Below are 13,464 nucleotides of genomic sequence, written 5' to 3' on the forward strand. Positions count from 1 at the left end.
TTGTTCAGGCTAAGGGGTGTCCGCCGATCTCGCCGGGCAACGTCGCGCTAGAGGTTCTCGACCGCCACCGTTTCGAGATCCTCCTCCGGTGGCAAGGGAAAACCGAGGATCTGGCTGTAGAAGCCCAGCTCCGCGCCGAGCGCCCGGCGGATGGTCTCCGCGCGGCGGAACCCGTGCTGCTCGCCCTCGAACAGCAGGTACGCCACCGGAAGCCGCCGCCGGCGCAGCGCCTCGACGATCAGCTCGGACTGGTTCGGCGGCACCACCGCGTCCTCCGCGCCCTGCAGCACCAGCAGCGGGCGCGCGAACGAGCCGACGTGCGAAAGCGGCGAGCGCTCGACGTACACCTTGCGTGCTTCGGGATACGGCCCGATCAGCCCGTCGAGGTAGCGGCTCTCGAACTTGTGGGTGTCGCGGGCGAGTGCTTCGAGGTCGGCGACGCCGTACAGGTCCGTGCCCGCCGCGAACGGCGTGTCCTCGCGGGCGAGAGCGGCGAGCGTCGTGTAGCCCCCGGCGGAACCGCCACGGATCAGCAGCTTCCGCTCGTCGACGCGGCCCTGCTCGGCGAGCCACCGCGCGGCGGCGCGGCAGTCGGCCACGTCCGCCACACCCCACTGCCCTCGCAGCTGCTCGCGGAACGCGCGGCCGAAACCCGTGGAGCCGCGGTAGTTCACGTCCACCACGGCGAACCCGCGGGTGGTCCAGAACTGCACGGCGAGCGAGAGCACCGGCGCCGCCTGTGAGGTCGGGCCGCCGTGGATGAGCACGATCAGCGGCGGCAGCTCGCCCTCGGGCCCGGCGAACTCGGGGTTCGCGGGCGGGTAGAACAGCCCGTGCGCCACGGCGTCCCCGGAGGGGAACGAGATCGCTTCGGGCGCCGAGACGTACGCCGGGTCGAACGGCAGCTTCCGCGGCGGCCGGACGGTCCGGACCTCGCCCTCGGCCGTGACCCGGTACACGCCGGGCTCCTCCGCGGGCGAACCGGCGAGCAGCACCACCTCGTCCGCGCCCGCCGCGCGCACCGCCCCGACAGCGGTGAACGGCAGGTCCGGCACGGTCACGGCTCCGTCCGGCGTGGCGACGGCGAGCCCGTCGTACCCGCCGGACCAGCGGGCGAACACGATCCGCCCGTCCGGCAGCGGCGCGTACCGGGCGCTGCCCAGCGTCCAGGCCGGCACGCCGATCTCGGCGTCGAGCACGACCACCGGGGTCACCGCCTCGCCGGGAGCCCAGCGGTACAGGTTCCACCAGCCGGTGCGGTCGGACAGGAACAGCAGGCTGCCGTCGGCGCGCCAGCGCGGCTCCAGCACCGACTCCCCCGGCCCGCCCGCCACGACGGTGTTCTCGCCGGTGCCGAGGTCCCGCACGGTGAGCACCGTGTCGTCCCACGGCATCGACGGGTGGTCCCACGACACCCAGGCCAGCAGCCGGCCGTCCGGCGAAAAGCGGGGCGAGGCAACGAAGTCCGGACCGCTCACCAGGACCTCGGGCTCGCTGGGCCGGTCGGCGGCTAGGCGCACGATCTCGTTGCGCACGTTGTCCCGCGTGTGCTGCTCGCGCACCGCGACCAGCACGCTCCCACCGGGATGGACGTCGCCATCGGCGAACCGGTCGCCGCGCGGGCTCGCGGGCTCCGGCGTCAGCGGCTCCGGCTCGCCGCCCGCCACCCGGTACAGCCGCTGGTCCGCCCAGTTCGCGAACCACACCACGCCGTCGCGGACCCACCAGTCCCCGCCGCCGTACTCGTGCACCGCCGTCCTGGCGTCGAACCCGCCGGGCAGCAGCTCGGTGAGGGTGCCGTCGGCGGCGCACCGCACGAGCTGGCTGCGGCCGCCTTCGGCCGGCCTGCGCTCGGCCCACACGACCGCGTCGCCGTCCGGCCGCGCGTCGCCGACGCGCACCGCCTGCGCCACCACGAGATCCGCGGTGACCGGCGTGGCCCAGGAACCGTAAGGGGAGATTCGCACGAAGGCCACGCTAGTGGGCCACCCCCGGCGCAGCACCGGAGGTGGCCCACCGGCGTCAGCCGATCCGGTAGGAGTACGGCAGGGCGGCCAGGACCTCGCCGGTGCCGACCTCCGGCAGGCCGGTGAAGCCCGTCGGCAGCGTCGGGACCGTCACGACGTTCAGGTGCCCGGCGAACTGGCCGCGCCCCTGCGGGGTGATCGTCACGGTGAGCGTGACGGTCTGCCCCGGCTGCACGATCACCGGAGTCCCGCCCGTGCCCGCCGGGTCGACGGCCTGGTCGTACGGGTCACCCGTGGACGACGTCACCGCGGGGTCGAAGCCCGCCGTGACCATCGACGCCGTGTAGCTGGCGTGCCCGGCCGGCGCGCCCGCGGGACCGAACGGGCCCAGCTCCTGCACGTCGGCGAACCAGATGCCCTTCGTGACGTAGCCCTTCTTCTCCCCGATCGTCGCGACCGAGACGGTGCTGCCCGCCTGCGCCTGCTTCAGGTCACCGAACACGTCGATACCCGCGGCCGAACCCTGCAGCTCCACCTGCGCCGGCACGCTCGACGACGTGGCGACGGTCAGCCTGCTCGTGTCCGGCGGCACCTCGTAGATCGGCGCGACGCTGGAGTCCTCGGGCAGCGCCACCTCCGTCGAGCCCTGCACCGGCACCGGCTGCAGGGTCTGCGTGGCATTGGTGCGCGCGTCGATCCCGACGGCGATCGGCTCGACACCCGGGTTGCGCACGGTGACCGGCACCGTGACCGGCCGGTTCGCCGCGAGCCTGGCGCCCGAGGGCAGGCCGGGCGCGGACACCGCGACCTGGTCGAAGCTCACCGTGCCGGTGAAGGGCTGTTCGAGCTCCTTGCCGGTGACCGGGTTCTGCACGACGATCACCAGGTGCCAGCGGCCCGGCAGCGGGTTCGCGTCGAGCAGCTGCAGACCCTTGCCCTGGGTGACGGTGGTCGGCGTCGCGAGCGAGATGTTGCTGTTGACGTCGGCCAGCTCGCCGTTCGGGTCCACCAGCACGCCGTCCACGACGGTGCCCGCGTCGGCCAGGCGCACGGCCACGTCGAGGTCGCGCTTGCCCTTCGGCACGTCGAACTCGTAGCTGAACGTCTGCGCCGGGGACACCGCCCGCGCGTTGCCGCCGGTGATGGTGCCGCCAAACTGCCCGCTGCCGTTGCGCGTCGGGATGAGCGCCCGCAGGATCGCCGACAGCGAGGTCCGGTGGCCGTCGGAGCTCGCGAAGGTCACCGAGTAGTCCGCGTCGCCGCCCGAGGACGGGGTCTGCAACGCGATCTTGACCGGCTTCGTCTGGCCCGGCGCCAGCGTCAGCACCGGCGGGGTGACCTGGCCGTACGGCACCGCGCGCTGGGTGTCGGCGGCGAACTGGATGTCCCCGCTGTAGCCCGCCGCGCCCGAGGCCGAGTAGAGCACCGCGGTCCACGTGCCCGCCGCGGGGTCACGAACGTCCACGTTGGCGTAGTTCGCCGTCGCGGCCCCGCCCTGCGGGCGGCTGTTGGCGACGAACGTGCCGTCCGGCGCGAGCAGCGTCAGCCGCACCACGGGCGTGACCGACGTGCCGTTGACGACCTTCGGGCTGCCCTGCCACGCCATCCGCGTCAGCAGGCGCTGCGCTCCGGCGGGCACGCTGAACGTGATCTTCTTGTACGCCCAGTTCGTCCCGTTGTAGTACGGGAAGGTCGGCAGCGTTTTCGCGTCGAACGGGGTGGTCTGCGTCTGCGACGACAGCGGCGCGAAGGTCCTCGTGCCGGTGGCCACCGTCAGCGGCTTGGTGCCCACATTGGACACCTGGACGGTCGCGGTCTGCGTACTGCCCGGCGCGCCTTCGAGGGTGACCTGGTCGGCGGACAGCGTGATGTTCGACGACACACCGGCGGGCGCGCCGCTCGAACCGGGCGCGGTCAGCGCCGCCTCCACCGCCGCACGGGCGTCGAGCAGCCCGGCGCCCTGCTCGTCGGCGGGCAGGCCGAGGTCGCGCGTGGTGCCGGTGATGAGCTGCTTGACCTGCGCCGGGGTCGGCGACGCGCCGTGGTGGGTGCCGCGGTAGGCCTGGATCACCAGTGCCGCCACGCCCGCGGTCAGTGGCGCCGACTCACTGGTGCCGCCGAAGGATTCGAGGTCGGTCGGCTGGGGCACGGTGTGGAAGTTGCGGCATTCCGCGTAGGCCGGGGAGCAGTCGGCCCAGTTGCCCTCGCCGGGCGCGACGAGGTCGATGGTGCGGCCGTTCTGCGTGATGCCCGACGACGACAGCGCGGAGATGTTGTCGTTGACCCACTTCCCGTTGGAGAACGGGAACGCGGCGTACGTCGTCTGCGCGTAGAGCCGGTTGTCCGTGGTCGCGCCGGTGGAAATCACCAGCGGGTCGGTGGCCGGGCTGCCGATGGTGGACGTGATGCCCGCGTCGCCGCTGGAGGCGGTGACGGTGACGCCCGCGGCGACGGCCTGGTCGTTGAACACCTGGAACAGCTCGCGGGAGCTGGCGTCGGGGTACTGGTTCAGCCCGAGCGACTCGTTGAGCACGTCGACGTGGTCCACGGTCACCGCGTAGTCGATGGCCTGCAGGATCGCGGAGTTCGTCGCGGTGGAGCCGAACACGTTGAGCCCCACCAGGCTCGCGCCGGGCGACACGCCCTTGACGACGATGTTGCAGCCCGGCGGCAGCGGGTGGTTCTCGTTGACGAACTTCGACAGGTCGTGCACGACGACGCCCTGCGCGGCGATCGACGAGGCGTCACCGAACGCCTCGGCGCCGCTGTCGGTCGTGTTGGGCCCGTCGCCGGAGAAGTCCTGGTAGTCGACGAACACCTTCGAGCCGTCGGGCCGGATGAAGTCGGGGTAGTTCGGGTCCATGTTGTCGGCCAGGAAGGCGACCTTGACGCCGGAACCGTCGGCGAGCGCGGCGGCACCGGTCGCGTTGATGGACGTGAGCGCTTCCGGCTCCACCAGCGGTTTCGACGGGTCGCTCGGGCAGATCGCACCCGGCGCCGCACCGGCACCCGGCGCGCTCGCCTGGGGCGCGGCGGGATCGGTGCGCGGGGTGGCCGGTTCGGGCAGCGTGACCTTGCTGTCGGGCAGCACCTGCGCGACCGCCGGGTCCTGCGCGAGCTGGGTGGCCTGTGCGGCGGTGACGGTGGCGGCGAAGGCGTTGCCGAGCGTGAAGTGCCGGACGGCGGTGGGCCGCGCGCCGGTGAGCCGGTTCAGCACCGCGTCCTGCGCGGTGGCCGCCTTGTCGTGGCGGGCGCCGGAGGCCGCCTTCGTCGGCGGGGCGTCGGGGAGCTGGTCGTTGAGTACCACGATCACCGACTCCTGCGCGGAGTCGGCGACGGCGGGCGGGCTCGTGCTCAGCTGGGCGGTGCCGGCCAGCGCCAGCCCACCCGCGGCCGCCAGCGCGCACGCGCGGAAGGCTCTCGAGGAACGCCGCATGAGCAGTTCCCCTTTCATGTCGTAGGAAGTTCGCGAATCGCCAAGCCCCGACGAAACCGGGCACGCCGGTTTCCCTGCGCGGGAATTCTGTCCGCGGGAAAGGGCTTTCCGCAATCCGCCGTTGGTCGCGAACATTTCCGGCAATTACGACCAAAGCGGATTCTCGGGAACCGCACCTGCCATGGCAGACTTCCCGCATGACGACACACAAGGTGACGGTGGACGGGCGGCAGCTGGCGTACCGCGAGTCGGCGGGCACGGGCAGGCCGGTGGTGTTCGTGCACGGCAACTCGTCCTCGAAGCGCACCTGGCACGCCCTGCTGGACGGGGACTTCGGCCGCCGCTTCCGCTGCCTCGCCTTCGACCTGCCCGGGCACGGCGAGTCCGAACCCGACCCCTCGGCCTACTCGCTACCGGGCTACGCGGCGAAGCTGCGCGCCTTCGTCCAGGCCACCGGCGCCGAGAACGCCGTCGTGGTCGGGTGGAGCCTGGGCGGGCACATCGCGCTCGAAGCCGCGCCCGCGCTGCCCGGCGCGGCCGGGTTCGCCGTGTTCGGCACGCCGCCGGTCGCCTCGGCCGCGGACCTCGGGACGGCGTTCCTGCCGAACCCGGCGGTGGCCACCGGGTTCACCGCGGACGTCGACGCCGACGCCGCCCGCGCGTACGCGCTGAGCTTCCTCGCCCCCGGTTCGGCGCTCTCGGAAAGCGCTTTCACCGCGGACATCCTCGCCACCGACGGCGCCGCCCGCGCCGGGCTCGGCGAGACCCTGCCCGCCGGCCGGTTCGCCGACGAGGTGGACATCGTCGCGAACCTCACCCGCCCGCTGGCCGTCCTGCACGGCGAGGGCGAGCAGCTGGTGAGCCTGGAGTACCTGCGGGGGCTGACGATCCCGACGCTGTGGCGGGGCGAGGTCCAGCTCGTCCCCGGTGGCCACGCGCCGCACGAGGAAGCGCCTGACCAGTTCGCCGCCACGCTCGCCGCGTTCGTGGCCGACCTGGGCTGAGCGCTCAGCGCACGCTCATCGCCAGCACCGCCACGTCGTCGTCCAGTCCCGCGCCGAAACTGCGCAGCAGCCCGGTGATCGCGTCGACCAGCGCGGGTGCGGTGGTGGGGGCCAGCGCCTTCGTGAACGCGTGCAGCGCTTCCTCGCCGTAGCGCTCGCGCCCGGTCGTGCGGGCCTCGAACAGCCCGTCGGTGTAGAGCAGCAGCGCGTCACCGGGACCGAGGTGCGCCGAGGTGGTGGCGAAGACCGTGTTGGGCAGAATGCCGACCAGCTGCCCGCCCGGGGTGTGCAGCGGCTCCAGGGATCCGTCGGCCCGCAGGACCAGCGCCGGCGGATGGCCGCCGCTGGCGAGCGTGATGTCGCAGCCGTTCTCCCCCGGCACCAGCACGCCGTAGAGCACGGTGCAGAACTGCCCGTACTCCTGCTGCAGCACGGTGTCGAGCGTTTTCAGCACCGCCTCGGGCGCGGAGTCGTGGACCGCGGCGGCCCGCAGCGTGTATCGCGTCAGCGACGTCACGGACGCGGCCTCCGCGCCCTTGCCGCACACGTCGCCGAGGAAGAACCCCCAGCGCCCGGCGGCGAGCGGGAACAGGTCGTAGAAGTCGCCACCGATCTGGTCCGCCGACGCCGGGTGGTAGTACGCCGCGACCTCCAGTCCGGGCGGCGCGGTCAGGTTCGGCGGCAGCAGGCTGCGCTGCAGGGTGGTGACGAGCTGCTGCACGCGGTCGCGTTCGCGGTCGGCGTCCCGGCGGGCCCGCAGCAGCTCGCGCTCGTAGGCCCGCCGGTCGCGCGCCTCGAACAGCGTGGTGCGGATCTGCCTCGGCTCCCCGTCCGGCCCGGCCTTCACCGCGGACGTCGCCAGCACCGGCAGCCGCGACCCGTCGGCGGCGACCAGTTCGAGCGCGACGCCGCCCAGCTCGCCCTGCATCCGCAGCAGGGGCGCGAAGTGCGTCTCGTGGTACAGCTTGCCGCCGACGGTCAGCAGGTCGGCGAACCGCAGCCGCCCCACCACGTCCTCCCGCCGGTACCCGAGCCAGCCCAGCAACCGGGCGTTGATCCTGGTGATCCGCCCGTCGGGGAGCGTGGACAGGTAGCCGCAGGGCGCGTTCTCGTAGAGGTCCTCGGCGCTGTCGTCGAACTCGGGCCCACCCGCGGTCATCGGCTCACTCGGCGGCGAACGCCGCGATCGCCTCCGTCGTCTGCTCCGGAGCGCTCAGCTGCGGACAGTGGCCGACGGCATCGAGGGTGACCAGGCGGCAGCCGGGGATGTGGTCGCGCACGTACGCGCCGACCTCGCGGGGCGCGATGGCGTCGTGCGCGCATTCGATGGCGAGCGAGGGCACCGGCACCTTCGGCAGGTCCGCGCGGTTGTCGGAGAGGAAGGTGGCGCGGGCGAACACGCTCGCGATGTCGGGATCGGTGCGGCAGAAGGCGTTGGTCAGCTCGTCGTTCAGCTCCGGCCGGTCCGGGGTGCCCATGATCACCGGGGCCATCGTCGCGGACCAGCCGAGGTAGTTGCTGTCCAGCGAGTCGAGCAGCTCGTCGATGTCGGCGCGGCTGAACCCGCCCCGGTAGTCGCCGTCGTTCAGGTAGCACGGCGACGGGGTGAGCAGGACCAGCTTCGCGAACCGCTCCGGCGCGGCGATCGTGGCCAGCACGCCGATCATCGCGGACACCGAGTGCCCGACGAACACGACGTCCCGCAGGTCCAGCTCCTCGCACAGCTCCACGACGTCGGCGGCGTACCCGTCCAGGCTCGCGTACCGCCGCGGGTCCCAGGCCGACGCATCCGAGCGGCCGGCGCCGACGTGGTCGAACAGCACGACGCGGAACCGCTCGGCCAGCGCGGGCGCCACCAGCCGCCACAGGTGCTGGTCACACCCGAAACCGTGGGCGAGCAGGAGCACCCGCCCGCCGGGGTTGCCGATCGCCACCACGTTGTTCCTGCTGTGCACGTCCACCGGCACATCCTGTCACTGTCGCGCCGCCCTCGCCGCCCCGCGAGACCGGGTTCAGCCGGCGCCGTCGCCGACGCGCTGCTGCTGCGTGTCCCGCCGCACCTGCTGTGCCCGCTCGGTGATCGACCGCACCTGCTCGGCGAGGCCGACGTGCCGGCCTTCGAGGGCGGCGTGCGCTTCCGCGAGCGGTGAGAGCAGGCTCGCCGCGTCGTCGTCGGCCAGCGCCTCCTGCACGCGGTCCTGCGCCCGCTCGTCGAGCCCTTCCAGCGCGCCGATCTGCCCGGCGAGCCGCCGCAGCGAGCCGGAGTTCTGCCGTGCCCACGCCGCCACCGCCCGCTCTCCCGCGCGACGGCTGCGCTCGGCCTCCACCCGCTGCTCGCCGGTGCGGTGCTCAGCGGACGGGCGCAGCCGCAGGTACCGGCGTTCGGCGGCCTGCCTGCTGGTCACGCCCAGCGCCGGCGCGAGCCGCGCCCAGCTCACGCCCTGTTCGCGCGCCGCGCCGATCAACCGGGGCTCCCACTCGGCGAGCTCGTCCCGCAGCCCGCGCAGCACGGTCAGCGCCGCCAGCAGCTCGGCGGGCTCGGTGGACGAGCCGACGGCGGTCTGCACGAGCGCCACCGCTTCGGCGGCCACGGGCAGCTGCGGCGGCAGGCCCAGCCCGCGGAGTTGAGCGAGTGCCGTCTCGTACCCTTCTCCCATTCGTCATCCTCTCGACGACGTCACACTTGTCATCAGATTGACGACATGCTAAATCATGAGGGCGCGCCGACACCAGAGCTGCGAGGAGGAAACGATGTTGCTGCGCACCGGCCCGTTCGACCGGCTCAGCTGGCCCGCCGGCACCTGGTCCCAGCCCGCGTCGATCCCGATGGACGCCTACCGCGCCGACGGCGAGCTGGTCCTCTGCTTCGATCTGCCGGGCCTCACCCGCGACGCGATCGAGCTCGACGTCCAGCACACCGTGCTGACCGTGAAGGCCGAGCGCCGCCCGCCCGTGACGGACGAGAACGCGCGGACGCTGGTCACCGAACGCGTCCTGGGCGTGTTCTCCCGCCAGGTCGTCCTCGGCGAGGGGTTCGACACCGGGCGCACCGCCGCGACCTACGACAACGGGGTGCTGACGGTGCGGATCCCGCTCGCCGGGCAGTCGCCGACCCGCAGGATCCCCATCAGCGGCGGCGAGTCGTGAACCTGGACGTGGCGTGGGAGCGGCAGCGGGACCGCGTGCGGGTCACCGTCACCGGGGAGGTCGACGCGGCCACCGCGCCGCGGCTGCGGGACGCCCTCGTCGCGGCCCGCACCGGGACGGGGCTCAAGTCGCTGGTCGTGGACCTGTCCGGCGTCGGGTTCCTCGACTCGTGCGGGCTCACGGTTCTCGCCGAGGCCCACGAAGCGTGCGAAGCGGCCGGGCAGCGGCTGGAGGTGGTGTGCGCCACCGACGCCGTGCGCCGGCCGCTGTTCGTCACGGGGCTGGACGACGTGCTCACGGTCGTCGACCGCACGCCGGTCGCCGCGTCGTGATCAGGACGGGGAGAAATGCCCGTCGCGGGCGGGCGGCTCCTCGTCCGGGACGGTCTTCGAGGCCTGGTTGCTGGGCCGGTATCCGGTCGCCTCGGCCGCCTCGGCCTTGGCTTCCTCGATCTTCTCCCGCACCGCTTCGAGCTTCTCGTCGCCGGCCGGAGAACGCTGGTCCTGCGCCATGTCGTGCTCCCTCCTGGTCTCCGTCGCGGGCTACCACGCGGTGCCCCCGCCAAACGCTCAGGTCCTGCTGCGGTCCAGCGGGCCCCACTCGCGCGAGCCCTGCTCGTCGACCAGCCGCTGGGCCTCGTGCAGCACGTCGTCGGTGAGCCAGGCCAGTGGCCGGTCGCACTCCACGAGCGGCTCGTTGTCGGGGCCGCGGGCGATCTCGGTGCCCTGGAACACCCAGGGCCGCACGCCGGGCCCGCGCAGCTCGCGCAGGTGCCGGTAGTCGTAGATGCGGCGGGCGAGCCACAGCCGCAGCGGCCGGTCGTCCCACCACGGCTCGACCTTGAGCGGGCTGGCGGACAGCCCGGGCAGTGGCATCCCGGTGAGCGCGTCCCGGCTGGCCTGCGGGCCCGGGCCGCCGGGAGCCAGGTCGGTTTCGGGTCCTTTCGACCAGCGGACGTAGAGGTCGCGCCCGGATTCGGCCTCGAAGAGCTCCACCAACTGGTCCAGAGTGCACACGGTCTTCACGACCGGCCGGGTTCCCCGCCACCCGGGTTTCACTCGGGCGGCGGTGGATACAGTGACAGGCGGACCAGGACTGGGGAACAGGAGAGACAGTGACGCTCACCGTCGAGTGGACGCGGGGCAATGACCTGCTGGTCGTCGCGGCCAGCGGCGAGGTGGACGCGAGTGCCAGCGCCCGGCTGCAGGAGGGCATCGCGGCGGCGCACGCGGCGGACCGGCCGGCCTCGGCGACCCTCGTGCTCGACCTGACCCACGTCGACTTCCTCGACTCCGCGGGCCTGGCCGTGCTGGTGGAGACCGCGAGCGACTGCCACAAGGCGGGGCAGGAGCTGCGGCTGGTCGCCACCACGCGGGCCGTGCTCAACCCGCTCAAGCTCACGGGCCTGGACCAGATCTTCACGATCCTGGACGCCGTCCCGGCCGGTTCCCAGGGCTGAGGCCGCGACCCGCGCCGCCGAGATCATCGGGGCGGTCTCTAAGCTGGATGCGATGCGCAAATACGTCTGGGTTGTCCCGGTGCTGTGCGCCGTGTGGTTGTTCTTCGCCTTCCGCGGGATGTTCACGGCCATGCCGACGCGCCCGCAGATCGACCTCGAGGTCTACCGCTACGGCGTGCAGGCGTGGTGGGACGGCCACGACATGTACGGCACGCTGCCGCCCGTCGCGAACGGCGCCGAGCTGCCGTTCGTGTACCCGCCGTTCGCGGTGCTGGTCCTGAGCCCGCTGGTGCTGCTGCCGTGGGACGCGGCGGTCGTGACGCTGTACGTGCTCAGCACGCTGTGCCTGGCGGTGACGCTGTACCTGGTCGCGCGCACGGCGTGGCCCCCGCTGGGCCGCTTCGGCGGGCTGGTGGTGGCCTCGCTCGCGCTGCCGCTGACGGTGTTCCTGGAGCCGGTCAGCCAGACCTACCAGTTCGGCCAGGTCAGTCTCGTGATGATGGCGCTGGTCGCGGTGGACTGCCTCGCCGGGAAGACGGGCTGGCCGCGCGGTTTCGGCATCGGTCTCGCGGCGGCGCTCAAGCTCACGCCCGCCGCGTTCGTGTTGTTCTTCCTGGTGCGCAAGGACTACCGCTCGGCCGCGCGGGCGGGCATCACGTTCGTCGTCGCGGCGGGGATCGGGTTCATCGCGGACTTCCACGCGTCCGTCGAGTACTGGTTCCAGGGCGGGCTGTCGGGCGGCGGTGTGAGCGGCACGGCGTTCAAGACGAACCAGACCATCGAGGCGGCGCTGGTGCGCACCGGGATGCCGGAGGCCGTCGAGAAGGTCGTGTGGATCGTGGTGATCGTCGCGCTGGTCGCGGTCGTGGCGCTGGCGATGCGCCGCGCCGAGCCTGCGCTCGCGCTGATGGCCAACGCGGGCCTGGCGCTGCTCGTGTCGCCGACGTCGTGGTCGCACTACTACGTGTGGGTGGCGCCCGCGTTGCTCGTGCTGCTCACCTACGGGGTGCGGCGGGCGGTGGACCGGTCGTGGCTCGCGGTGGCGTGGTTCGGGTGGGCGGTGCTCACGACGGTGTTCTTCTACTGGGCGCCGTTCCACACGTTGCCGGACACGGACTTCCCCGTGGTGCACATCCACTGGGACTGGCCGCAGCAGCTGTCCGCGGCCACGTATCCGCTGGTCGGAGTGGCGCTGCTGCTGGCTTTCGCGATCCCGCGGCTGCGCAGGCCCGATGCCGAGCAGCTGTCGCCGGTCAAGCCCGAAGCGCGCCCCGCCGCCGCTGCCAGTCGCTGACGGCGTCGCAGCCCGCGTCGATCTCCGCGCGCAGCAAGGCTCGTTGCTGGTCGAGCAGTTCGGCGCCGAGCACCTTCGTCTCCTCCAGCGCGGCCAGCGCTTCCCACGGCGTGGCGCACAGCTCGCCGACCTGCTCGCCTTCCGGTGGTGGCGCCAGCCCTTCCTCGATCCCCGCGCGGCCGGCCGCGAGCAGCGCCGCCACCACGAGGTGCGGCTGCGCGTCCGCGCCCGCGAACCGGAACTCCAGCCGCCGTCCGGCGCCGGAGCCCGCGACGCGCACCGCCGCTGTCCGGTCGTCCACGCCCCACCGCAGCGCACGTGGCGAGAACGGGCCGGTGCGCAGCCGGACGTAGCTGTTCCACGTCGGCGCCCAGATCGCCGTCAGTGCCCGCGCCTCACGCAGCACCCCGGCCAGGAACGGCTCCAGCGCGGCCGGGGACAGCGACAGGTGCACGTGGCACGAGTTGCCCTGGCCCGTCGCGGGCGCGGCCAGGTAGCTCGCGGTCACCCCGTGCTCGGCGGCCGTGTTCCGCACCACCAGTTGCTGCAGCATCGCGTCGTCACACGCGGCGAGCGCGTCGCGGTGGCGCAGCACGATCTCGTACTGCCCCGGATGGCACTCCCCCCGCGCGGACTCCACCCGCAGCGGTGCGAGTCGCTCACGCAGGTCCCGCAGCAGCGGCCGCAGCCGCTCGGCGCCGCCGAGCGCGTAGTCGACGCCGTGCGGGGTCAGCGGTTCGCCATCGGCGGAGAACGTGACCTCGTGCTCGATGCCCACCGACGGCACGAAGCCGAGCTCCTCCAGCGCCCGCAGCTCGTCGGTCAGCACCTGCCGCGGCGCCACCTCGACCGGCGAGCCGTCGGGCCACTCCACGTCGCAGACGACCGCGAAGACACCGTCCTCCAAGGGAAACACGGTCGCGAGGTCCGGCCGCATGCGCAGATCGCCGTAGCCGCCGAGGTAACGCGACAACGCCTCCACCGGCTCCCGCTCGGGAGTCCACGCGAAGACGTACGTGCACAACCCGTACCCGCGCTCCAGCACTTCCTCCGCCACGAAGTCGCCGGACAGTTCCACGGCCGCGAACCGGGCGTGCGGGTCCGGCACGAGCAGCAGGACACGCGCGTTCTCTGGCAGCGGCAAGGGTTTCCGCTCG

13 protein-coding genes are annotated in these 13,464 nt (G+C 73.0%); 5 read left to right on the forward strand and 8 right to left on the reverse strand.

What is annotated here, in order from left to right; all coding sequences use genetic code 11:
• Positions 1–47: 47 nt before the first annotated feature.
• Both FHX82_RS30175 and FHX82_RS30180 read right to left on the reverse strand, forming a co-directional pair.
• Positions 48–1,967 (reverse strand): S9 family peptidase, encoded by a 1,920-nt coding sequence (locus tag FHX82_RS30175; RefSeq protein WP_229880985.1) that lies wholly within the window; start codon positions 1,965–1,967, stop codon positions 48–50.
• 55 nt (positions 1,968–2,022) lie between these two features.
• Entirely contained in the window at positions 2,023–5,403 is a 3,381-nt protein-coding gene (locus FHX82_RS30180) for a S8 family peptidase (RefSeq protein WP_145937027.1), read from the reverse strand.
• Between the two features lie 197 nt (positions 5,404–5,600).
• Here FHX82_RS30180 and FHX82_RS30185 point away from each other — a divergent pair, with 197 nt between their 5' ends.
• Positions 5,601–6,407 (forward strand): alpha/beta fold hydrolase, encoded by an 807-nt coding sequence (locus FHX82_RS30185; protein ID WP_145937028.1) that lies wholly within the window; start codon positions 5,601–5,603, stop codon positions 6,405–6,407.
• Positions 6,408–6,411: 4 nt separating this feature from the next.
• Here FHX82_RS30185 and FHX82_RS30190 read toward each other — a convergent pair whose 3' ends face one another.
• Genes FHX82_RS30190 through FHX82_RS30200 form a run of 3 tightly spaced genes read right to left on the reverse strand, consistent with a single transcriptional unit; the run spans position 6,412 to position 9,064 of the window.
• Positions 6,412–7,566 (reverse strand): PP2C family protein-serine/threonine phosphatase, encoded by a 1,155-nt coding sequence (locus FHX82_RS30190; protein WP_145937029.1) that lies wholly within the window; start codon positions 7,564–7,566, stop codon positions 6,412–6,414.
• Between the two features lie 4 nt (positions 7,567–7,570).
• On the reverse strand, positions 7,571–8,368 hold the full coding sequence (locus FHX82_RS30195) for an alpha/beta fold hydrolase (protein ID WP_145937030.1): 798 nt from the start codon (positions 8,366–8,368) through the stop codon (positions 7,571–7,573).
• Positions 8,369–8,419: 51 nt separating this feature from the next.
• Positions 8,420–9,064 (reverse strand): HSP18 transcriptional regulator, encoded by a 645-nt coding sequence (locus FHX82_RS30200; RefSeq protein ID WP_229880983.1) that lies wholly within the window; start codon positions 9,062–9,064, stop codon positions 8,420–8,422.
• A 94-nt stretch (positions 9,065–9,158) separates the two neighbouring features.
• Here FHX82_RS30200 and FHX82_RS37420 point away from each other — a divergent pair, with 94 nt between their 5' ends.
• Together FHX82_RS37420 and FHX82_RS37425 are read left to right on the forward strand one after the other, a co-directional pair.
• Complete coding sequence (locus FHX82_RS37420; RefSeq protein ID WP_229880981.1) at positions 9,159–9,554, forward strand: Hsp20/alpha crystallin family protein; 396 nt, start codon at positions 9,159–9,161, stop codon at positions 9,552–9,554.
• Positions 9,551–9,886 (forward strand): anti-sigma factor antagonist, encoded by a 336-nt coding sequence (locus FHX82_RS37425; protein WP_229880980.1) that lies wholly within the window; start codon positions 9,551–9,553, stop codon positions 9,884–9,886. Before FHX82_RS37420 ends, FHX82_RS37425 begins: the two co-directional genes overlap by 4 nt.
• Here FHX82_RS37425 and FHX82_RS30210 read toward each other — a convergent pair whose 3' ends face one another.
• Positions 9,887–10,066, reverse strand: coding sequence for a hypothetical protein (locus tag FHX82_RS30210; protein ID WP_145937032.1), 180 nt, complete (start codon positions 10,064–10,066; stop codon positions 9,887–9,889).
• Between the two features lie 57 nt (positions 10,067–10,123).
• Positions 10,124–10,612: a DUF6098 family protein gene (locus tag FHX82_RS30215; RefSeq protein WP_311733416.1), complete on the reverse strand. Its 489-nt coding sequence runs from the start codon at positions 10,610–10,612 to the stop codon at positions 10,124–10,126.
• A 56-nt stretch (positions 10,613–10,668) separates the two neighbouring features.
• Between FHX82_RS30215 and FHX82_RS30220 the strand changes: the two genes are divergently transcribed.
• Both FHX82_RS30220 and FHX82_RS30225 read left to right on the forward strand, forming a co-directional pair.
• The gene (locus FHX82_RS30220; protein ID WP_145937034.1) at positions 10,669–11,013 is read left to right on the forward strand and encodes an STAS domain-containing protein; all 345 of its coding nucleotides are present in this window, start codon (positions 10,669–10,671) and stop codon (positions 11,011–11,013) included.
• Between the two features lie 52 nt (positions 11,014–11,065).
• Positions 11,066–12,307 (forward strand): glycosyltransferase 87 family protein, encoded by a 1,242-nt coding sequence (locus FHX82_RS30225; RefSeq protein WP_145937035.1) that lies wholly within the window; start codon positions 11,066–11,068, stop codon positions 12,305–12,307.
• Here FHX82_RS30225 and FHX82_RS30230 read toward each other — a convergent pair.
• Positions 12,267–13,451, reverse strand: a complete 1,185-nt coding sequence (locus FHX82_RS30230) for a type I glutamate--ammonia ligase (RefSeq protein ID WP_229880979.1) — start codon at positions 13,449–13,451, stop codon at positions 12,267–12,269. The genes FHX82_RS30225 and FHX82_RS30230 overlap by 41 nt on opposite strands.
• Positions 13,452–13,464 lie beyond the last annotated feature (13 nt).

It is taken from the genome of Amycolatopsis bartoniae (assembly GCF_014191255.1).
Lineage (GTDB): Bacteria > Actinomycetota > Actinomycetes > Mycobacteriales > Pseudonocardiaceae > Amycolatopsis_E > Amycolatopsis_E bartoniae.

Excerpts from the sequence above, each read along its gene's own strand:
- FHX82_RS30180 (WP_145937027.1), bottom strand. The coding sequence starts at position 5,403 with ATGCGGCGTTCCTCGAGAGCCTTCCGCGCGTGCGCGCTGGCGGCCGCG.
- FHX82_RS30185 (WP_145937028.1), top strand. The coding sequence starts at position 5,601 with ATGACGACACACAAGGTGACGGTGGACGGGCGGCAGCTGGCGTACCGC.
- FHX82_RS30190 (WP_145937029.1), bottom strand. The coding sequence starts at position 7,566 with ATGACCGCGGGTGGGCCCGAGTTCGACGACAGCGCCGAGGACCTCTAC.
- FHX82_RS30200 (WP_229880983.1), bottom strand. The coding sequence starts at position 9,064 with ATGGGAGAAGGGTACGAGACGGCACTCGCTCAACTCCGCGGGCTGGGC.
- FHX82_RS37420 (WP_229880981.1), top strand. The coding sequence starts at position 9,159 with ATGTTGCTGCGCACCGGCCCGTTCGACCGGCTCAGCTGGCCCGCCGGC.
- FHX82_RS30210 (WP_145937032.1), bottom strand. The coding sequence starts at position 10,066 with ATGGCGCAGGACCAGCGTTCTCCGGCCGGCGACGAGAAGCTCGAAGCG.
- FHX82_RS30225 (WP_145937035.1), top strand. The coding sequence starts at position 11,066 with ATGCGCAAATACGTCTGGGTTGTCCCGGTGCTGTGCGCCGTGTGGTTG.